The sequence below is a fragment of the Bacillus sp. ISL-51 genome (assembly GCF_018613535.1).
In the GTDB taxonomy this organism is placed as follows: Bacteria; Bacillota; Bacilli; order Bacillales; family Bacillaceae; genus Bacillus.
This window is the reverse complement of sequence record NZ_JAGGQB010000006.1, coordinates 442,998-462,326: the sequence shown is the minus strand read 5'-3', so window position 1 is coordinate 462,326 and position 19,329 is coordinate 442,998. Positions and strand designations below refer to the sequence as shown.

General features: G+C 45.7%; 23 protein-coding genes and 2 pseudogenes. 9 read left to right on the top strand and 16 right to left on the bottom strand.

The window, feature by feature from the left end; genetic code table 11:
- Nucleotides 1–5: 5 nt before the first annotated feature.
- From J7E26_RS11080 to ytaF, 7 genes are all read right to left on the bottom strand, one after another.
- Entirely contained in the window at nt 6–1,139 is a 1,134-nt protein-coding gene (locus J7E26_RS11080; RefSeq protein WP_214798645.1) for an acyl-CoA dehydrogenase, read from the bottom strand.
- A gap of 36 nt (nt 1,140–1,175) precedes the next feature.
- Nucleotides 1,176–2,027, bottom strand: coding sequence for a 3-hydroxybutyryl-CoA dehydrogenase (locus J7E26_RS11075; RefSeq protein WP_214798642.1), 852 nt, complete (start codon nt 2,025–2,027; stop codon nt 1,176–1,178).
- A gap of 23 nt (nt 2,028–2,050) precedes the next feature.
- Entirely contained in the window at nt 2,051–3,232 is a 1,182-nt protein-coding gene (locus J7E26_RS11070; RefSeq protein WP_214798639.1) for an acetyl-CoA C-acetyltransferase, read from the bottom strand.
- A gap of 126 nt (nt 3,233–3,358) precedes the next feature.
- On the bottom strand, nt 3,359–4,096 hold the full coding sequence (locus tag J7E26_RS11065) for a glycerophosphodiester phosphodiesterase (RefSeq protein ID WP_214798635.1): 738 nt from the start codon (nt 4,094–4,096) through the stop codon (nt 3,359–3,361).
- An 85-nt stretch (nt 4,097–4,181) separates the two neighbouring features.
- Entirely contained in the window at nt 4,182–4,808 is a 627-nt protein-coding gene (locus tag J7E26_RS11060; RefSeq protein WP_214798632.1) for an N-acetylmuramoyl-L-alanine amidase family protein, read from the bottom strand.
- A 19-nt stretch (nt 4,809–4,827) separates the two neighbouring features.
- A complete protein-coding gene (locus J7E26_RS11055) occupies nt 4,828–5,121 on the bottom strand; it encodes a hypothetical protein (protein WP_214798629.1) in 294 nt (97 codons plus the stop codon).
- A gap of 332 nt (nt 5,122–5,453) precedes the next feature.
- Nucleotides 5,454–6,089, bottom strand: a complete 636-nt coding sequence (gene ytaF / locus J7E26_RS11050) for a sporulation membrane protein YtaF (RefSeq protein WP_251034458.1) — start codon at nt 6,087–6,089, stop codon at nt 5,454–5,456.
- A gap of 147 nt (nt 6,090–6,236) precedes the next feature.
- On the opposite strand from ytaF, the gene J7E26_RS11045 reads away from it, so the two are divergent.
- The 7 genes and pseudogenes from J7E26_RS11045 to alr all read left to right on the top strand — a co-directional run bounded on the left by J7E26_RS11045 (nt 6,237) and on the right by alr (nt 10,871).
- On the top strand, nt 6,237–6,869 hold the full coding sequence (locus J7E26_RS11045) for a helix-turn-helix domain-containing protein (RefSeq protein WP_214798626.1): 633 nt from the start codon (nt 6,237–6,239) through the stop codon (nt 6,867–6,869).
- Between the two features lie 279 nt (nt 6,870–7,148).
- A complete protein-coding gene (locus tag J7E26_RS11040) occupies nt 7,149–7,304 on the top strand; it encodes a hypothetical protein (RefSeq protein ID WP_311379493.1) in 156 nt (51 codons plus the stop codon).
- A 92-nt stretch (nt 7,305–7,396) separates the two neighbouring features.
- Entirely contained in the window at nt 7,397–8,515 is a 1,119-nt protein-coding gene (locus J7E26_RS11035) for an NADH-dependent flavin oxidoreductase (protein ID WP_214798965.1), read from the top strand.
- 136 nt (nt 8,516–8,651) lie between these two features.
- A complete protein-coding gene (locus J7E26_RS11030) occupies nt 8,652–8,864 on the top strand; it encodes a spore germination protein (protein ID WP_214798963.1) in 213 nt (70 codons plus the stop codon).
- A gap of 144 nt (nt 8,865–9,008) precedes the next feature.
- Nucleotides 9,009–9,221, top strand: coding sequence for a spore germination protein (locus J7E26_RS11025; protein ID WP_214798623.1), 213 nt, complete (start codon nt 9,009–9,011; stop codon nt 9,219–9,221).
- Between the two features lie 145 nt (nt 9,222–9,366).
- Nucleotides 9,367–9,566 (top strand): annotated as a pseudogene (locus J7E26_RS11020) (tyrosine-type recombinase/integrase); the annotation flags it as partial.
- Between the two features lie 123 nt (nt 9,567–9,689).
- Entirely contained in the window at nt 9,690–10,871 is a 1,182-nt protein-coding gene (gene alr / locus J7E26_RS11015) for an alanine racemase (RefSeq protein WP_214798960.1), read from the top strand.
- Between the two features lie 261 nt (nt 10,872–11,132).
- Here the strand turns inward: alr and J7E26_RS11010 are convergent, their stop codons facing one another.
- Together J7E26_RS11010 and J7E26_RS11005 are read right to left on the bottom strand one after the other, a co-directional pair.
- Complete coding sequence (locus J7E26_RS11010) at nt 11,133–11,444, bottom strand: hypothetical protein (RefSeq protein WP_214798618.1); 312 nt, start codon at nt 11,442–11,444, stop codon at nt 11,133–11,135.
- 12 nt (nt 11,445–11,456) lie between these two features.
- Nucleotides 11,457–12,887 carry a lipase gene (locus tag J7E26_RS11005; RefSeq protein WP_214798615.1) on the bottom strand — a complete coding sequence of 477 codons (1,431 nt, stop codon included), beginning with the start codon at nt 12,885–12,887 and terminating at the stop codon, nt 11,457–11,459.
- 52 nt (nt 12,888–12,939) lie between these two features.
- On the opposite strand from J7E26_RS11005, the gene J7E26_RS11000 reads away from it, so the two are divergent.
- Nucleotides 12,940–13,254, top strand: coding sequence for a DUF1433 domain-containing protein (locus tag J7E26_RS11000; RefSeq protein ID WP_214798612.1), 315 nt, complete (start codon nt 12,940–12,942; stop codon nt 13,252–13,254).
- A 132-nt stretch (nt 13,255–13,386) separates the two neighbouring features.
- Here J7E26_RS11000 and J7E26_RS10995 read toward each other — a convergent pair whose 3' ends face one another.
- The gene (locus tag J7E26_RS10995) at nt 13,387–13,569 is read right to left on the bottom strand and encodes a hypothetical protein (protein WP_214798610.1); all 183 of its coding nucleotides are present in this window, start codon (nt 13,567–13,569) and stop codon (nt 13,387–13,389) included.
- Nucleotides 13,570–13,641: 72 nt separating this feature from the next.
- On the opposite strand from J7E26_RS10995, the gene J7E26_RS10990 reads away from it, so the two are divergent.
- Nucleotides 13,642–13,809, top strand: coding sequence for a YolD-like family protein (locus J7E26_RS10990; RefSeq protein WP_214798957.1), 168 nt, complete (start codon nt 13,642–13,644; stop codon nt 13,807–13,809).
- A gap of 15 nt (nt 13,810–13,824) precedes the next feature.
- Here the strand turns inward: J7E26_RS10990 and J7E26_RS10985 are convergent, their stop codons facing one another.
- The 6 genes and pseudogenes from J7E26_RS10985 to recN form a co-directional block, all read right to left on the bottom strand.
- Nucleotides 13,825–14,190, bottom strand: coding sequence for a hypothetical protein (locus J7E26_RS10985; protein ID WP_214798608.1), 366 nt, complete (start codon nt 14,188–14,190; stop codon nt 13,825–13,827).
- 123 nt (nt 14,191–14,313) lie between these two features.
- A pseudogene (locus tag J7E26_RS10980) lies at nt 14,314–14,571 on the bottom strand (holin).
- A gap of 20 nt (nt 14,572–14,591) precedes the next feature.
- On the bottom strand, nt 14,592–14,738 hold the full coding sequence (locus J7E26_RS18625; protein WP_251034456.1) for a hypothetical protein: 147 nt from the start codon (nt 14,736–14,738) through the stop codon (nt 14,592–14,594).
- Between the two features lie 330 nt (nt 14,739–15,068).
- The gene (gene spo0A / locus J7E26_RS10970) at nt 15,069–15,869 is read right to left on the bottom strand and encodes a sporulation transcription factor Spo0A (RefSeq protein WP_214798605.1); all 801 of its coding nucleotides are present in this window, start codon (nt 15,867–15,869) and stop codon (nt 15,069–15,071) included.
- Between the two features lie 279 nt (nt 15,870–16,148).
- A complete protein-coding gene (spoIVB, locus tag J7E26_RS10965) occupies nt 16,149–17,429 on the bottom strand; it encodes a SpoIVB peptidase (protein ID WP_214798602.1) in 1,281 nt (426 codons plus the stop codon).
- 162 nt (nt 17,430–17,591) lie between these two features.
- Nucleotides 17,592–19,322 carry a DNA repair protein RecN gene (recN, locus tag J7E26_RS10960; protein ID WP_214798599.1) on the bottom strand — a complete coding sequence of 577 codons (1,731 nt, stop codon included), beginning with the start codon at nt 19,320–19,322 and terminating at the stop codon, nt 17,592–17,594.
- Nucleotides 19,323–19,329: the final 7 nt, after the last annotated feature.

Genomic DNA, 19,329 nt, shown 5'->3' with positions numbered 1-19,329 from the left:
TGCTATTATTGAAGAAGATACTTTGAAATAATCAGTCTTTGAATTTCATTTGTACCTTCATAGATTTGTGTCACTTTCGCATCCCGAAATAAACGTTCTGCCGGATAGTCTTTCATATAGCCGTAGCCGCCGTGAATCTGAACAGCTTCCGTCGCTGCTTTCATCGCTGCATCGGACGCGAATAGCTTCGCCATGGACGCTTCTTTTCCGCAGGGAAGCCCCCGCTGATACAGATCAGCGGCTTGATAGACTAACAGTTTCGCCGCTTCGGCATTCACAGCCATTTCAGAAAGCTTAAATGAGACTGCCTGATTGGAGGCGATGGGCCGGCCGAACTGCGTCCTGTTTTTCGCATACTCAACAGAACAGCCAAGAGCGGCTTCTATAATGCCGAGCGCCTGAGCCGCGATGCCGATCCGTCCGACGTCAAGGTTTTTCATGGCAATTGAAAAACCCTCTCCTTCTTCACCAAGCCTGTTTTCAACGGGGATTTCCGCTTGATCAAATCGCAATTCAACCGTGTTGGAACCCAAAAGCCCCAGCTTTTTTTCTTTTTTTCCGATGTGAAAGCCTGATGTGCTTTTTTCAACGATAAAAGCAGATATGCCCTTTCTCCCTTTTTCCGGATCTGTCAAGGCAAACGCGAGATACAGATCTGCTGCTCCGCCGTTTGTAATAAATATTTTTGAGCCGTTAAGAATATAAGAGCCGCCTTTTCGCACCGCCGTTGTTTTTAAGCTTGCCGCGTCAGATCCGGATTGCGGCTCGGTGAGGGCAAACGCGCCCACATATTCGCCCGCAGCCAGTTTGGGGATATATGTTTGTTTTTGGGCTTCTGTCCCGAAATGCAAAATCGGGATTGTCCCTACTGATGTGTGAACCGATAAAATAACGCCAACGGCCGCGCTGATTTTTGAGATTTCGTGTATCGCCATGATATAAGACACTGTGTCGGCTCCGGCTCCGCCATAGGCTTCCGGAACAGGGATCCCCATAAGGCCTGCCGCACCCATTTTTTTGATCAGGCTGCTTGGAAATTCATCTGTTTGTTCCATGATCTCGACCATCGGCGCGACTTCTTTACGGGCAAAATCCCGAACCATTTTTCTCATCATGATGTGCTCTTCCGTCAAATGCACGGCTGCCGCCTCCCGCATATTTTTGCCATACTTACGTCACCTTTCATACTCATAAAAACCACGGCCGCTTTTTTTGCCGAGCCAGCCGGCGCTTACATATTTTCTGAGCAGCGGACATGGACGGTATTTCGAATCCCCAAGCCCCGTGTGCAGGACCTCCATTATGGAAAGGCATGTGTCCAAGCCGATTAAGTCGGCTAACGTTAAAGGCCCCATCGGATGACGCATGCCGAGCTTCATCACCTCATCAATCGCTTCTTTTGACGCAACTCCTTCATAAAGGCAAAAAACAGCTTCATTTATCATCGGCATCAATACACGGTTGGACACAAAGCCCGGAAAGTCATTGACTTCCACCGGTGTTTTTTTCATCTTTAAGGCAAGCCTCTGTACGGTTTCCGTCGTTTCATCGGATGTTGCGAGCCCTCTGATTACTTCAACAAGTTCCATGACCGGAACCGGGTTCATAAAGTGCATGCCGATCACTTTCTCCGGCCTTTGCGTGACAGCCGCAAGCTCTGTAATCGGAAGAGAGGAAGTATTGCTGGCTAAAATGGCATGAGGCTGGCAAATGCGGTCTAGTTTTTGAAGCAATTCAGCTTTGGCTTTTTTGTTTTCGGCAATGGCTTCAATGACAAAATCGGCTGTTTCCGCTTCATCCAGCCCGGCCGGAGAAATGCGGCTGAAAATGGTTTCTGTCTCAAGATGTGACTTGCGCCCTTTCGCCTTATCTCTATCCAGATTTTTTTGTATGTATTGAAGGCCTTTTGTCACTGCAGCCGGCTCCCAATCATATAAAATGACGTCACACCCTGCTTCTGCGGCAGTCTGGGCAATGCCTGCCCCCATCTGTCCCGCGCCTGCGACCATTATCCTTTTCATCTTCATCTGTTTCTCCCTTCGCTTGATATTCAGTACACCTCAAGCAGCACGGCGTCCCCTTGAGCGGCTCCGCTGCATATGGCCGCCACGCCTAAACCGCCGCCGCGCCGCTTCAATTCGTATATGAGAGTCATGATGATGCGGGCGCCGCTTGCTCCGATCGGATGGCCGAAAGCAATCGCGCCGCCGTTTACATTTACTTTATCAAGGCTGAAGCCGGCTATTTTCTCACTCACCAGTACGACGGACGCAAACGCTTCATTCACTTCGAACAAATCAATGTCCTCAATCGAATAGCCGGTTTTTTTCAGCAGCTGAATGATGGCCTCCCCCGGCGCGCTTGCAAGCTCAGAAGCTTCCAATCCGACAGAAGCAAATCCGAGAATTGAAGCAAGCGGTTTGACATTGCGCTTTGCGGCTTTTTCCTCTGACATCAGCACAAAGGCTCCCGCACCGTCGTTTACACCCGGAGCATTGCCTGCTGTGACCGTTCCGTCTTTAGTAAAAATAGGAGAAAGTTTCGCAAGCTGTTCGAGGCTTGTATCAGGGCGCGGCCCCTCATCAGCTGCTACAGTGTATTCTTTGCCTTTTTTGCCGGTCCAAGTGACGGGGACGATTTCTTCTGCCAATTTGCCTGCATCAGCTGCATCAGCGGCCCGTTTCTGGCTCAGCAAGGCGTAATTGTCCTGTTCGTTTCGGGAAATGCCGTACTTTTTGGCCGCATGGCTCCCGTGAACGGCCATATGAACGTTTTCAAATGCACATGTCAATCCGTCATGTACCATTAAATCCTGAAGTACACCGTCTCCCATCCGAACGCCCCAGCGGCCGGCCGGCACGGCGTACGGAATGCTGCTCATACTCTCCATTCCGCCGGCGATAAGCACGTCCGCATCATGCGCCCGAATCATCTGGTCACAGAACGTGACGGCTCTGAGCCCCGATGCACATACTTTATTAATCGTCTCAGCCGGAACGGACCAAGGAAGCCCTGCGAACCTGGCAGCCTGCCGCGCCGGAATCTGGCCCGCTCCAGCCTGAACGACCATTCCCATGACGGCTCCTTCTGCTTCCCCGGTACTGACACCGGCGCGTTTCATTGCTTCTTTTATAGCAATGCCGCCTAGCTCTGCCGCCTTTACTTCTTTTAATGCCCCACCAAATTTTCCAAACGGCGTTCTAGCCGCACTTACGATTACCGTTTTCCCCACAATTTTGCCTCACTTTCATCAAGATAAAGATAACGCTTACATAAAACGCCCTGTTTGATTATATGAAGCCTTAGATGATGTTATGTTTTTTGCCTACAAAAAAAGAAGACTGCATGAACAGTCTTCTTATTTGCCGCATTCTTGCCTTACAGAAACAGCCCGCTCAGGGTAATCTGTAAAAAATGCATCGGCTCCCGCCTTTATCAGCCATTTCATATCTTCCGGACGGTTGACGGTAAACGGCCGCAGCGCCACCTGATTCTTCGCCAACTGTTTCACGGCTTCCGCGCTGACAGCCGGCGTGCCAAGCTTCGGATGATAACCTGAAGCCGGAATCTCTGCCGCGTACCGTTCGGGCTGGTGAATCACATCCATTGTCAGCACCGCTCTTTCAATGTCGGGTGCAAGCGTATGGCAAAGCGCCATGCTTTCATGATTAAAGGAAGAAAATATAATGCGTTTTTCCAGCCCGTAATACCTGACCTTCTTAATGACTTCTTCTTCCATTCCTTCGTAACGGAATATGCTGTTTTTCAGCTCTATATTGATAAGAAAGTCAGCCTTTTCCGCCAAGCGCAGCACATCTGACAGAAGCGGCACTCGGACGCCTTTAAAGGAATCCTTCCATTTGCCGGCTGCACTGGCAGTTCTGATTTTCTCATAAGCCGTATCCTTCACAAAGCCTTTCAGCGTCGTGGTTCGGTCAAGTGCTTCATCGTGAATGACAACGATGCGGCCGTCTTTTGTCATTTGTACGTCAAGCTCGATTCCGTCCGCGCCCGCCTCAAGCGCTTTTGTAAAAGCAAGCATTGTATTTTCGGGATAGTGTCCCGACGCCCCCCGATGGGCAAAGATATTTGTCATATGTCACCTCAGATGTTTGTCATCGGTTTTCTATATTATAATCGTTTTGCATAAAAGGAGGGCGCCATTTACGCAATTTTTACATTCACTGATTTTCATAATAGGCTTCGATTCCGTTTACGACAGCATCGGCGGCATGCTCTTGGCCGCTGTTGTTTTTCAGCTTGTCCGCATCTGAAGGATTTGTGATAAAGCCTAATTCAGCGAGCACACTCGGCATTTTCGAATATGTAATGACATAAAAAGGCGCTTCTTTTACACCTCTGTCTCTCGTGCCCAAGGACGAGACAAGCTGATGCTGAATTTCTGAAGCAAGCTTTTCGCTGTTTGCTCCTTCATATGCCGAATTAAAATACGTTTCCGTTCCCGCCGCTGATGATACACCTGAATTCGCATGCAGGCTGACGAACAAATCCGATTGGCTGGCGCTTGCTTTCGCCACTCTCTCGTCCAGGCTTAAAAAGGTATCGCCAGTTCTTGAAGCTACCGGTTTTGCGCCTTCTGCGTCCAGTTTGGCTATGACTCGATTCGAAACCGCCGCATTCACGTTTTTCTCCAATAATCCGCTGCCGGATGTCCCGCTGTCCCCGCCGCCATGTCCGGCGTCAATATAGATGGTTTTCCCTTGTATCGGTTCGGCCGCATTGACTGACGGCGCAAGCAGCAGCAAAGCCGCACCGAATGCGGCAGCGCTTTTCGTTAGTAATCCCACGTTTTTTCCTCCCCCATTTTCACATGTTGTTTTCTCTTTTCATTTCCTCAAGACGCAGTTGTCCGCTGCTCTCTTTTTTATAGGTGATTTGCACCGCCGTATGTACAGGCAGAGACTGACATTCAAATCGCTTTGCAAGGGGCACCTTGACCTTTTGCCGTTCACCGTCTATTTCCACTGTTATCGTATCTTGGCCGTTTGTTTTGATATAGATCCCTTCCTGTGTAAATGACGGTGCTGAATCCGCCTCCGCGGTGTAATCGCAGCCTGATAACAGCCATGCGGTGAAGATCAGCAGAATGACAGACTTCACTGGACCACCCCTCGTTTTCTTGTTCGGCTTAATCTTTGAACAGAATGGCCGTTTTGTAAAGGGCGCCTCCTTTCACCCAGCGATTTTCCATTTTTCAGAAGAGGGCTGCAAGACCCGCTGATTACCTGAAGTTAGAAAGAAAGAAAGCTGATCAGTCTATGAAAAAGGCTCTATCGGAAGACTGCATATGCAAAATTTAACGGAAACGGACGACTTTCTATTCATTTTGAAAAAAATTGCTTCTCCGCAAATAGAGAGGGGCGCATCAAGCGCTCCCCCTTTAGAAACCGTTCATATTTATTTTGCGTTTTTCATAGAATGAACGGGACAACTTAAAAGAGCAGTGTATTAATGGCAATGATAAGAATAATGGCTCCGCTGAACACCGTGCTGAACTGCCCGACATGTAAGGATCCGATCCGCAATGACGCGGCTTTTTTCCCCAGCGTACAGCCGATCCATATAGTAAGGAAGCTTCCGACAGCAGCGGTGATGGAAATCGCGGCAGGAGACAGCCCGATTAATCCCGCGCTTAATCCATTTGTGAGCGCATTTGCAGATACGGCTACCCCTAGAACCATAGATTCCAGCATGCCGATTTCTCCTGACCCATCGGCATCAGCAGCCTCCGGGTTTTTCAACAAACCGGAAAAACGGCCTTCTTTTTTTGACGAAACATCAACACGCGCTGTTTCTTGTTTTTTTCTCGGAACGGCCAGCAGGATGATACGGATGCCGATGACGGATAAAATAAAGGCTGCCAGCAATACGGGAAGAATCCCTGGTAAAATAGCCGAAATCCATTTTCCGAAATAAATGCCGATATAGCTGAATAAAAAACAGATAAACGCGATCATCATATTTGCTGCATGTGGTATTTTGATTTTTCTGATTCCATAAGACATCCCCACACCCAAATTGTCGATGCTTGATGATACTGCCAATCCCAAAATCAATAACCAAGCCATGTATTCCCTCTCCATTCTTTGATGTCTTTTCAACACGTCATGCTGTTGAATCTACACTATCCTATTCAGCTGCTCAGGAAAGGTACCCGTTATTCATCAATTTATTGATCATTTATCATCATACCGGCGGAAACGAGGTGACACCCATTGACAGAGAAAAGAAACAAAGACCTTGGCCCCCTTTTAAAATCATTGCTTGAAGAGCACTCACTCTCAATGAGAAAGCTCGGCACACTGACAAACATTGACACAGCTACCATCTCCCGCATTATTAACGGAAAGCAAAATGCAAACTTAAAGCACCTTCAGGAATTCTCGAAACATCTGCATATTTCGCTCGAAGAATTACTTGAAGCGTCCGGCATAGCTATCGGAAATGACAAAGAAACGCCATCCCCAGACCCGCTGACAGCGATTCAGGATATGCTCAATATGGCCGAAATGTTTGATAAGCCTTTTACGCAAGAACAAATTGAGCGTGAACTGACCAGATATGAGCAATATGCCAAAACCCAGCAGGGCCATCGCCTCATTTGTGAAGAGTTTCAAAAAAAAATGGATAACGAAGGAAGTGTCGGCCCGATTATTGATCATTTAAAGGAGATGCACCTTCAATATATGGATGAATCGACCCTGCCCGAAGATCGCGCCATCCTCGGAAGCGCTTTGCTATATTTTATTTTGGCGACGGATGTGATCCCTGATTATATGTTTCCGATCGGCTATTTGGATGACGCAATCGCCGTTCAAATCGCTTTGCACCGGCTGAAAAAGACGTGACGGCGCTTTTTGAGAAAAGCGCTTTTTTGTGTTGAAAAAGATGAAACACCGTATTACGGTTTTGTCAAAACAGAGACAGCTGTCATATGATGCATCAACCTAAGAAAAAGGAGGGTGTCTTCTATGGACAGCAACACAGTTGTGGCAGTTTGTGCTCTGTTAAGTGTTGTGATTCAGATCGGAACGATATTCGCCGCGGGAAAGTATAACAAAGAATAACGAAAACAAATTGACGGGATTTTTCAGCTGGCGTATGCTTATAAATAACTTGTAAATGATATGAAAGAAGATATGAATATGAAAAAAATCCTCCTCCTCTTCGCTGCTGCCGTGATATTCAGCTCGATCGGCCATCAGATTTCAGGCGGCTATACGGACCCTGAAAAAGAGCGCAGAAAACCGCTCCATACGCTTAAATGGCTGAACCGGTCGTAGATGCAGAAGAAGCATAAGCAAATTAATTGCACACAATTCAAACATAGGCTAGAATACTGTCGAGTCAAACTCCCAAGGAAGAAGGCGAAATGATGAAGCAAAAATATAAACCGCTGTTTGAACCATTTACGTTTCAAAGCGGCGTCACCATACCAAACCGGATCACGGTTGCACCGATGACCCACTATTCATCCAATGAAGACGGAACGATATCTGACCGCGAAATCAGCTATATTACCCCACGGTCAAAAGAGATGGGCATGGTCATTACGGCATGCGCAAACGTAACACCGGACGGCAAAGCGTTTCCGGGCCAGCCTGCCATCCATGATGATTCCCACATTCCCGGCTTGCGCAGACTTGCCGAGACCATTCAATCACAAGGAGCGAAGGCCATTGTCCAAATCCACCACGGCGGATTGGAATGCCCTCCTGAGCTCGTGCCGAATGAAGACGTCGTCAGTCCGAGCGGTGCAGAAGAAAACGGCAGTCAAACGGCCCGCGCCCTCACTGAACAAGAGGCTGAACATATCGTAAAAGCGTTCGGCGAAGCGACACGAAGAGCGATTGAAGCAGGTTTTGACGGCGTAGAAATTCACGGGGCAAACGGCTACTTAATTCAGCAATTTTACTCCCCGAAAACAAATCAGCGCACAGACCGCTGGGGCGGAAGCGCTGAGAAACGATTAGCTTTCCCGCTTGCCGTTGTTGACGCAGCCAAAAAAGCGATCGCCGAACACGCGAAGGATCCGTTTGTGCTCGGTTACCGCCTGTCACCGGAAGAGCCGGAAACGCCGGGTCTTACAATGACTGAAACATTCACGCTTGTTGACGCGCTCGCGGAAAAAAACTTGGATTACTTGCATATTTCCCTGATGGACGTCAATTCTAAAGCACGCCGCGGGGCAGATGTTACACGGACCCGAATGGATTTACTGAACGAACGTGTCGGTCAAAAAGTGCCGCTGATTGCAGTCGGTTCCATCTATACTGCAGACGAAGCACTGGCAGTGATTGAAAGCGGAATTCCATTAGTGGCTTTGGGCCGCGTCATCTTAATTGATCCTGAATGGGCAGTGAAGATTAAGGAAGGCCGAGAACAAGATATCGAAAAAGTCATCAAAGCTTCTGAAAAAGAAAAATACCGCCTCCCTGATCCGTTATGGGAAATGATCAAAAACACACGCGGCTGGGTGCCGTTTGAGGAGTAAACATTTGAGAAGAAACTGCCGGGAGTTCCGGCAGTTTTTTTATCGCCCATAAAATTTTTGCCGCTTTGTTTAATCTTATTCAAAATGACAGCGTACATATAGTTAATAGATTGATAGAAAGGAGACCGTGTATATGATGGCTGGTTTTCCTATTAATATTAACAGCGTTTCCGGGAACGGAGTTGTCAATGTCGGCGGCGCGCTTTCAATAAGTCCGTTAACCGTATCAAAAAGCGTCTTCGGGTCCGGGGGTTCCAATACGGGAATTGTAATCGAAAATAACTTGTTCAGCACAACAAATTCAGTAAGCTCCCAATACTCAGATCAAAACGTAACAAAAACGATATGATGATGACTCCGAATATCTCCCTCCATCCGGCTGCAGGAAAGCCGGTCTTTTTGTTTTTCAAAATTTTTGCCGCTCCGTTTAATCCTATTTAGAAAGAATGCGTACATATAGTTAGTAGATTGCAGGGAAAGGAGACAAAATAGCATGACCGGTTTCCCTATTCATATTAACAACGTATCAGGAAACGGAGTTGTCAATGTCGGCGGCGCGTTTACCATCAGCCCTTTAAGCGCTTCAAAAACAGCGTATGGATCCGGAGGTTTAAATACCGGAATTGTCATCGAAAACAACTTTGTAAGCCAGTCGAAAATGATCGGCCGCCAATTTTCAGATCAGAATGTTGTGAAATCGTTTTAGTTAAGGCTGCGTTCATGCGGATGATATGCAGCACCCTCCGCTAATATATAACAGCACTTATGTCCCCCTTCCAAAACAATCACATATGAAAAGGTGAGGGTTACAGCTGATGATGGCTGCTAAGGACAATCTTATTTGGAATACGAATGAAAAACGCGGTTTTGAGCTTGAATACCTCTTCTCTGCCCAGTATGGCGGACAACCAAAACCAATGTCAGAATCATGGGCAGACTATTTTTGTTCAAATGTACTATCTGATATCCTCACTCGCCGTATCAATCTTCACCTCTTAAAGCCGCATGTATCACTTATTTGCTTAATGATTTCAAACTCGTTAAATTGAAGGCATGCTGTTGAATGATTTCAGTTAAAGTGGAATAAAAATCAGATTGAAAGCATCCAACCATTGATGTTACAGAATGTATTGAACGGCGGTTTACTATCCTATTAAGAAGGAAGGTAGCATTGATGAAAAAGCTCTGCCGAGAAGTTTGGATCGAAGTAAATCTTGATGCCATTAAAAAAAATTTACGAGCGATTCGCCATCATATTCCAAATAAGACCAAAATTATGGCTGTCGTAAAAGCGAACGCTTACGGTCATGGGTCTGTAGAAGTGGCGCGCCATGCACTGGAACATGGGGCAAGTGAGCTCGCTGTTGCCAGTCTGGAGGAGGGGATTGTTTTACGAAAAGCGGGGATTACAGCACCTATCCTTGTTCTTGGTTTTACATCCCTTAGTTGTGTGAAAGAGTCAGCAGATTGGAATATAGAGTTATCAGCATTTCAGGTTGATTGGATTAAAGAAGCTAACGAGATATTAGAAAAAGGAGCAAGTACGAATCGGTTGGCTATTCATATTAATGTGGATACTGGTATGGGACGATTAGGTGTACGCACAGAAGAAGCGCTTTTAGCAGTAGTGAAAGCACTAAAGTCAAGTAAATTCCTAAGATGGACAGGAATCTTCACACATTTTTCAACAGCTGATGAACCAGACACTGCACTAACCAGGCTGCAGCATGATAAATTTATCAGTTTTCTCCGCTTTTTAAAAAATCAAGGCATTGAACTGCCTACCGTGCATATGTGCAACACAGCTGCAGCTATCGCTTTCCCGGAATTTAGTGCCGATATGATTCGTTTAGGTATAGGCTTATATGGATTATATCCTTCAGCATATATAAAGCAGCTAAACCTCGTTAAGCTTACACCTGCATTAAGTTTAAAGGCGCGTATAGCTTATGTGAAAACCATGCTGACAGAACCTCGAACCATCAGCTATGGTGCTACGTACATCGCAAACCATGGAGAAGTAATTGCTACAATCCCGGTCGGCTATGCTGACGGTTATTCTCGGGCACTTTCGAATCGCGGGTTTGTTCTTCATCGCGGAAAACGAGTGCCGGTGGCGGGAAGAGTGACGATGGATCTAATAATGGTTAGTTTAGGAGAGGGTGAAGGTAAACAAGGAGAGGAAGTCGTGATTTACGGTCAGCAAAAGGGAGCTGAGATTTCCGTTGATGAAGTTGCTGAAATGCTTAATACGATCAACTATGAAGTGGTGTCTACATTAAGCCGCCGCATCCCTCGTTTTTTTATAAGAGATGGCGAGATTATCAAGGTATCAGCTCCAATATTATACGTGTAGATTTTATTTGGGGACATCCGACCGCCTCCTCAACCGGTAATACCCACGACTATCAAAACCGCACAGTTCATCGAAAATTTCTTCCCATTATTAGTAACTGCGAGGTTAGTTACGGATTGGCACAGCCTCTTCGGAAATAACTGCGAAGTCACTTTTAAAAACGGACACCTTTTTGCTGAAATTATATCCGTCATTAATAGATGCGTATAGCCTTCGGAAAATGGACAAAAAACAGACGGGCGGCAGTCCCGTCTGTTACTCTCATCTCGTCTTAAAACTATTCACAAAAGCTTCCCCTTCTGCCTCAGTGCGAACAATCTGCTGAGCACTCTCACTGATCCGTTCTGCCATCGCTTTTTGAGCCTTTCCCTCAAAGCTGTAAAGAAGCGCTGTATAGACCTCGTTTAATTCTTCCTGAATGGTGCTCATCTGGGACTTCTGTTTCAAAGCACTGCGCACAGTCTGTAACTTCGTGTTTGCTGCTTGCGTCATTCCTGTTTTCAGCATTTGCCGCTGAAGCATTTTTCTCAGGGGGTCATCTTTTTGTTCCAGAAGCTTGTCTAATGTCGTCATGAAAATCATCTCCTATAAACGTAACCAGTTTGCCAGCATCTGGTCTTTTTCCTGAAAGTCATCTGCGATTTGATGTAAGAATCCGCCGATCTCTTCAAGGTCTGTTATCGCTGCCTGCAATGAATCAATGTATGCCTGCTCTGCCTGTGTGTCGTAAAAAATCGGGCCTTTATCGTAAAATTGCGCAATATCCTCAAGTGTATTGGTCACGTCTTGCCCATGAAGCTGATCATACAGGCCGTATCCGGCTTGACCGTGAAATTCCATTTTCAGCTCGGCGATTTTCTCATCGTGTTCCTGATAGGCGTGCTGCGCTTCTTTTTTCATTTTCCGTAAATCCTCAGCCATGGCCTGCACCTTTTCACCCAGCTTCTTTGCGCTTTTCGGCGTTACTTTTATCGTGTCTCCGCTGCCGATTGCACCGGACGGCAGGAGAGCGCCGAGGTTTTTATCGAAGACTAGATCCTCTCCGTTTGGGTTTGCAATGTTTCCTTTTCGATCAAATATGAAATTCGCTTCGTTTAAGCCGTGTGTATCCGGATTTCTCAGAATTACGGTAGTGAGGAAATAAGCGAGATTCTTCCCTATCTGTTCGGACAGTGTCCCATTAAGCCGCTCCTTTCGGCTGAACTGCGAGAGCGAGGGATTTTTCGTATAAATCGTCGTCCCGTTATGACGGTCGTATTCATTCCAGTAGCCCGCCCCGACCATGTCATCCGGATTGATGATTGAGCGTATGTAAGGATCGTATAAGCCGCTGTTGATTTCTTTCTGTTTAGCCTCATCATGCAGTTTAACAACAGAAGGACTGTTAAAAGCTGCTGCGTAAATATCATTGTTGACCGCACTGTATTCCGCTTCTGCTCCTCCCAATGAATGTCCGGTAGTTGAAACGATTGTTGATGTTCCGTTATACTTTTTCTTCACTTCGCGTACCAGATGATCAGCTTGATCAATTTGCGATGTTTTCGTCAACAGCTTATAGTCTCCGGTTGTGAGCATTGCGCCTTGGGAGGGAGTTCCGTTATATTTCCCGAGAGTTTTAGACGTGTCCTTGGCGTCCTTTTTAACAATAAAATGGGCTTCTTTTTTTGGATCACTTCCGAAAACAATGTTGCCGCCGTCTGCTTTTATGCCGTCACCTATCGGGTCTTTTCCGAGATCGGTTCCTGCAAAGGCTACGACAGCGTTTTTCGGATTGTTTGACTTGGCCCACTTTCCACCTTTTTCCTTTACGCCTTTTGAGAAGACAAAGGCATCAAGACCCGTATCAGAATCCTGCTCAACTTTTTCAACGTACCAATAAGATGTCTTACTGATTTTATAAGGGGTTTTATATTTCATGTGTAGGGCTAACATTTTATAGTGGTAGGCCGCTTGGCTCAAACGGTAATATTCTTTATCTGTAACATTAGAGATGGTTATTTCTTTTCGTTTTGACATATATACATCACCTTTCATATATTGTAAAATAAGTTCCGAAAGGATGATACGCATGAGAAAATACATTATTATCCTAATAGTTATAATTATAACAGTGGGAGGTTTTTTCGTGAAGCATCAATATGACAACCGTAAGAATGAAGAAAAACTTGTGCATGAGGCGCAAGATCATATGAAAAATTATTTAAAAAAAGACTATAAAAACGTACAAGAAGTACACTTCTCAAAAAACTACACTATCGATCCAACAGGCGGAATAGAAGTTTCAGGCTACATAAATAATAATAAAGAAAAAGAATTTTCCGGGATATATGATCCAACGAACAAGGAGATAGGTATTTCAGTAGTCAATGCCGAAGAAAAGTAAAATACCCCCTCATTTGGAGGTGGGTATTTGTTGTCTAATTATTCATCTTACAAAACCGGCGCTATCGCTCTCATACCGTCCGGCAAGAAACATCATTAAGTCCATTGCGGACATGTCTGCGATTTCTTCTAACTAGGAATGTGTCCGTTTATCGGAATCGAATACATTCGAATGGATACTCACCAACTGATCCGGTTCTGTGTCGTCTGTCATAGTAAGTGCGCAGCCGTTAGCGAGGTCAATCGCTTCTACCGTTTCCTCAATTCGTTTGCCTTCCTCCCTAAAATAAAAGTGAGTGATTTTGTTCTTTTCCATTATCCTGTAACCCCTTTCGCTTCAGCTATTTTAATCATGAATTCAAGTACGGTCATATTTGCAATTTCTTGACTGTTAGCGTTTGACGTCTATGACGACGGGTACATACGCGAAATAACCGGCGCAGTCCATTACGTGGATCATATACGAAAGGAATTTCGCATAAAAGACGCTAAGGGCGATAACCATTTCGTGAGGTTCACGGACATTACAAACGTAAAAAATGCCCCATCCGGTTAAGGACGGGGCTTTTTATTATTTCGCAGTTTGTTCGCGTATATCGTTTTTTATCAAGCGCAGATCACTCGCTGATTCATGCGCTCTACTATTCGCTTCATCTAAAATTCGTATAATAATTGCAAGTCCGAAAAGAATAGCAACGGAAACTACGCCGGCCAAGACGCTAAAGAACACGGATGACTGCATACTGCTCGCAAGTGCTTTGTCCGTTTTATATTGCGCTTGAGCGATAGAATTATCGTATAGCTCCTCGCTTACTTGTTTACTCGTTTTTGCATCTGCCGCTATGTCCTTATCAAACATAACGAAGCCCGCAATAATTCCCGCTACTACACAAATAACACTCAAATACATTAGCACTTTTACAGTAATCTTCTCCAAATTCCACACCCCCATTAATGGTTAAGTTATACTATCTGAACATCTTTTTCCTCAATGCCTGTTCGTTATGTAACACGGGCACCTACGCATTCATACGTAAGTGCCCGCAAAAAGTTCCGTTATTTATTTCGTAGTTCCCTCACGCTTTGTTCCGATCTCGAAAAGACCCGTCGCAGCCAAGCCGGCAAACCCGCCTGCCCATAGACGCAGCACCAAGTCGAGGTCAATAAACGGATAAGCGATCGCACCCAATCCGATACCGATTACGAAGCTCAGGGCCGGCACGATATTCGTCGGCAGCTTAATTGTCTTCTTCACGAGTTAAACGAGCGCAGTTAGGATAGGCGCCAATACTGTAGCGAAAATTAATACGTCTTCCATGATATCGTCTCCCTTTTCGTTTATTTTACGGTTGCGCCTGTGGACTTCGCGGCATAGACGTTTACCTTTCCGAACTGGTCCGTTTTGATCGTATACACGTCCCTTTGCGGATTACCAAGAACTTCGTACTTCAGGCCGTCGAATTTCTTCGGACGAACAGACTGCATTCGTTCCCTTTGACCGACGCTCTTTACGGTGTAAGTGGAACCCGATGTTTTGGCTGGCTGGCAGAAGACTTTCCGCCGAGCGCTTTAAGTTCCGCAGCGATCGCTGCTTGCACCGCTTTCCAACGGTCCTCACTTATAACTGCGAATAGACTAAGGAAAATGGACAAAAAAATAACCGCCCAATAAATGGGCGGCAAAATTATTCACACTTATTCCAAAAGAACAGGCATAAATTCATCGCTATTATGACGAAAAATTCATCGGAATTGCAATAAATTAATTTTCGAAAAAGACGGCAATTCAACACAATAAACGCCGTCAAATCAACGTTTAACTCGCTTTATGCTCCAATCTCAGCTTATCTGCGACCATCGCGATAAATTCTGAGTTGGTTGGTTTTGCCTTTGTCATGCTTACGGTATATCCGAACAGTGAAGAAATAGAGTCGATATTTCCCCTGCTCCACGCGACTTCAATGGCGTGGCGGATTGCTCGTTCTACACGGCTTGCGGTCGTGTTGAATTTTTTGGCGATGTCGGGATAAAGAACTTTTGTGATGCTTCCGAGGAGCTCGATATCGTTATATACCATGGAAATGGCTTCACGCAAATAAAGATAGCCTTTGATATGGGCAGGCACACCAATCTCATGGATGATGCTTGTGATGCTGGCATCAAGATTTTTCCGTTTCGGTTCCGGCTGGCTGCGGATGATGCTGCTTTGCGCAGATGGTGCACGGTGTGTCACGCTGCTGGCATTTCCGCTTACTTGGCGGATATGCCCGACAAGGTTTTCCATGTCAAACGGCTTAAGGATAAAATAGGATGCCCCTAAATCGACAGCTTTTTTCGTAACATCTTCCTGCCCGAACGCTGTCAGCATGATGACGTTCGGCTGCTTGGCAAGCTCTGATCCCCGAAGGCGCTCCAATACCGCGAGGCCGTCAAGATGCGGCATGATAATGTCTAAGACGAGCACGTCGGGATCTTTTTCTTTAAACAAAGAGAGACATTCCTGTCCGTTATACGCAACGCCGATCACTTCCATATCTTCCTGTCCCTCTATATATTCACTCAACAGGCTTACAAGCTCTCGATTATCGTCAGCAACACAAACTTTAATTTTCTCCACGTTTCTTCCTCCCCCAATGTATTAACAGGACACAACCTTTTATGACTGCTACATGTTACATTCGACAAAACCACTACTTCCCCTTTTAAAAAATCCATATTTACCAATAATAGTGGTATATCTTTGTTTTTCTAGCATTTTCTAGGTTTTTCGACTAAAAATTAAGTTTGACAAATCAGGAAACGTGAATTTGTCGAAAAATCTTCTTTTCTTATTTTACATGAATCCCAGATAGAAGTGAAGAACACAACAAATAAAAAACTGCCGGATAACCGGCAGTCAGCTTGCTTTGTCTTTCCCGTATACATCAATTCCCGCTTCAGAAAGCATCCATTCGATATGAACACCGTAGCCGCTCGTCGGGTCATTGACAAATACGTGAGTCACGGCCCCGACGACTTTCCCGTTTTGGATGATCGGGCTTCCGCTCATTCCCTGTACAATTCCGCCGGTTCTTTTCAGCAGTTTCGGGTCTGTTACCTTTAAAACCATTCCCTTTGTCGCCGGGAATTTTTGCGGTGTCGTACTGACGATTTCAATGTCAAACTTCTCCACCTTGTCGTTTTCAATGACCGTAAGCATTTGTGCCGGCCCTTTTTTCACTTCGTTTGACAGGGCGACGGGAAGCGCTTTATCAGAAATGTTGTTTTCAATCGGCTGATGCAGCGTTCCGAAGATGCCGAACGGACTGTTTCGGTTAATGTCACCAATCTTTTTCCGTTCTGAGGAAAACCTCGCCAGCTTTTCGCCCGGGTTGCCGCCTGTCCCTTTTTCAATCGAGGTTACGGTAGAACGGACGATTTCCCCGTCTTCTACAACGATCGGTTTTTTCGTATCCATATCAGATATAACATGGCCCAGTGCGCCGTATTTTTTTGTTTTCGGTTCAAAAAAAGTCATGGTGCCGATGCCGGCTGCCGAATCGCGGATGTAAAGCCCGATCCGATATTTTCCTTCTGCCTCATCCTTTGTCGGAATAAGCTTTGTCTTAATTTTTTGATTATCGCGTTTCACCAATAAATCCAGAGATTCACCGGTTTTGCCCGCTTTTTGAATAAACGGAGCGATATCGCTCATTTTTTCAATTTTATGTCCGTTCATTTTAACAATGATGTCGCCTGCTTCTATTCCCGCTCGTTCCCCCGGAGACTTTTTTCCATCCTTTGTCATCACTTGATGAAAACCGACGACCAGGACACCGACAGAATGTAACTTGACACCGATGGACTGGCCGCCGGGAATGACCTTCAATTCAGGAAGGACACGTACTTTCGTTTTTTTAATGGGAAATCCGGCAAGATCATATACTACTTCTGACCGGCCTTGTTTTTGTCCCGTGATGCTTGTTTGGCCGTGATCTTTTTTCAGCGTAAAGGCTTCAGATAATTCACCCTTTTCAGCGCTTATTGCTGCATTTGCGGAAACAGCCTGTGTTTGGTTTTCAAAGACGCTCGTTTGCGCCGGAATCATTAAATATTCTTTAAATGGCTTGCAAAAGCCTACACTTAGTAAAGAAACAAGGAGAATTACACCTATTGCTTTTCTCATGTTATCGGGCATTCATTACTTCACTCTCCTCGCTCCTATCCCACACCACTTTCTTTTTCTGCTACATCTATACTTTTGCCTTTCTGAGCATGATTTATAACCGGCATACTAAGAAAAACATTGGATACACTGTTAGAGAAATGGAACATAAAAATAAGCTGCCTATTCAGCAGCTTATCCTGTCGTTTTTACTTGTCCGGCTTGTTTTAAGAGCTCCTTCGCATGCCTTTTTGTGAGATCTGTGACCTCGACTCCTGCGATCATGCGCCCGATTTCCACTACCTTGTCCTGATTGGAAAGCGGGGTGACATGGGTTGTCGTCCGGCCGTCTTTTAATTCTTTAGCGATTAAAAGATGGGTATCGGCCATGGCTGCGACCTGCGGAAGGTGTGTAATGCAAAGCACCTGTGAGCCGGTTGATACTTTATGAATTTTTTCCGCGATCGCTTGTGCGACACGGCCGCTGACTCCGGTATCAACCTCATCGAATATAATTGAGGTAACATCCTGCTGGGATGAAAAAATGCTTTTAATCGCCAGCATCACCCGTGACAATTCTCCTCCTGAGGCTACCTTTGACAGCGGTTTTAGCGGTTCGCCCGTATTTGTTGAAATTAAAAACTTCACGATATCAATGCCTTTTGGCGTCAGCTGCACCGGCTGGCCGTTTATAACCGGAGCTACATCGGCAGACGGGTCGGTCTTCACGAGAAATTCTGTATCGAAAGTGGATTTTCCCATATACAGGCTTTTTAATTCTTGATGGATTTCTTCAGCTAGCTTTTTAGCCCACGCTTTTCTGATTTTTGACAAATTGGCGGCCTCTACGGCCACATCTTTACCGACAGATTCCAATTCCTTTTTCAGCGCTTCAAGGTGGCTGTCCCGATTTTCAATCTGATCGATCTCTTCCTCTATTTTTGAGCCATATTCCAGAATGTCTTCTACCGTCGCTCCATATTTGCGTTTGAGCTGTTTTATTTCGTTTAAACGTGTTTCAATAAAATTAAGCCGTTCAGGATCAAATTCCAGTTCATCTAACAAGTTGCGCATCTGAAATGTCGCATCTTCCAGCAGGTAATAAGAGCTTGAAACACTTTCGGACAGCTTTTGCAGCGGCTCATTGATATCGGAAATATCATCCAGCTGAGATGAGGCCATCCCGACCCAATCGAGTCCTCCCTGCTCGCTGCGGAGAGCGTTATAAGCGTTTTGCAATGATTCATATATCTTTTCGAAGTTGGATATTTGCTTGCGCTCTTCTTGCAAAGTTTCGTCTTCATTCAGCTCAAGCTTCGCCGATTCGATTTCTTCAAGCTGAAATTGAATCAGATCTAACCGATGCGCCATTTCCTGCTCGCTTTCTGACAGCTGCTTTACTTTTTTAAGCAGCTTCATGTAGCGGACATATCCCTCCTGGTAAGCCTGAAGCGCTGCTTCGGCTTCGATGCCTGCAAATTTATCCAAAAGCTCTAAATGCTTGTCGTCCTCCATTAACAGCTGGTTATCGTGCTGTCCGTGAATATCTAATAAAAGTCTGCCGATTTCCCTCAAGGCTGCAATCGTTACTAATTTTCCGTTAACACGGCACACGCTTTTTCCCCCGGCATTGATATCCCGTCTCATGACAATCATGTCGTCTGATGCGTCTATTCCCTGCTGACGGCACACCTCAAAAACGGGATGGCCGCTTTCCAGCAAAAACAGCCCTTCAAGCTCGGCCTTTGTTTCCCCGTAACGGACAAATTCAGAAGACCCGCGCCCGCCGACTAATAAGGAAACGGCGTCTATAATAATCGACTTGCCGGCACCGGTTTCCCCCGTCAGGACGGTGAGACCCCGCTCAAACGAAATCGTCAGTTCCTCTATAATGGCAAAGTTTTTTATTGATAGTTCAGCTAACAAACAGCAT

Bases quoted from the DNA above. Each gene is read 5' to 3' on its own strand.
- J7E26_RS11075 (WP_214798642.1), bottom strand. From the start codon at position 2,027: ATGAAGATGAAAAGGATAATGGTCGCAGGCGCGGGACAGATGGGGGCA.
- J7E26_RS11065 (WP_214798635.1), bottom strand. From the start codon at position 4,096: ATGACAAATATCTTTGCCCATCGGGGGGCGTCGGGACACTATCCCGAA.
- ytaF (WP_251034458.1), bottom strand. From the start codon at position 6,089: ATGGCTTGGTTATTGATTTTGGGATTGGCAGTATCATCAAGCATCGAC.
- J7E26_RS11040 (WP_311379493.1), top strand. From the start codon at position 7,149: ATGAAAGAAGATATGAATATGAAAAAAATCCTCCTCCTCTTCGCTGCT.
- J7E26_RS11035 (WP_214798965.1), top strand. From the start codon at position 7,397: ATGAAGCAAAAATATAAACCGCTGTTTGAACCATTTACGTTTCAAAGC.
- J7E26_RS11030 (WP_214798963.1), top strand. From the start codon at position 8,652: ATGGCTGGTTTTCCTATTAATATTAACAGCGTTTCCGGGAACGGAGTT.
- J7E26_RS11025 (WP_214798623.1), top strand. From the start codon at position 9,009: ATGACCGGTTTCCCTATTCATATTAACAACGTATCAGGAAACGGAGTT.
- alr (WP_214798960.1), top strand. From the start codon at position 9,690: ATGAAAAAGCTCTGCCGAGAAGTTTGGATCGAAGTAAATCTTGATGCC.
- J7E26_RS11010 (WP_214798618.1), bottom strand. From the start codon at position 11,444: ATGACGACATTAGACAAGCTTCTGGAACAAAAAGATGACCCCCTGAGA.
- J7E26_RS11005 (WP_214798615.1), bottom strand. From the start codon at position 12,887: ATGTCAAAACGAAAAGAAATAACCATCTCTAATGTTACAGATAAAGAA.
- J7E26_RS11000 (WP_214798612.1), top strand. From the start codon at position 12,940: ATGAGAAAATACATTATTATCCTAATAGTTATAATTATAACAGTGGGA.
- J7E26_RS10995 (WP_214798610.1), bottom strand. From the start codon at position 13,569: ATGGAAAAGAACAAAATCACTCACTTTTATTTTAGGGAGGAAGGCAAA.
- J7E26_RS18625 (WP_251034456.1), bottom strand. From the start codon at position 14,738: ATGCAGTCTGTTCGTCCGAAGAAATTCGACGGCCTGAAGTACGAAGTT.
- spoIVB (WP_214798602.1), bottom strand. From the start codon at position 17,429: ATGCCCGATAACATGAGAAAAGCAATAGGTGTAATTCTCCTTGTTTCT.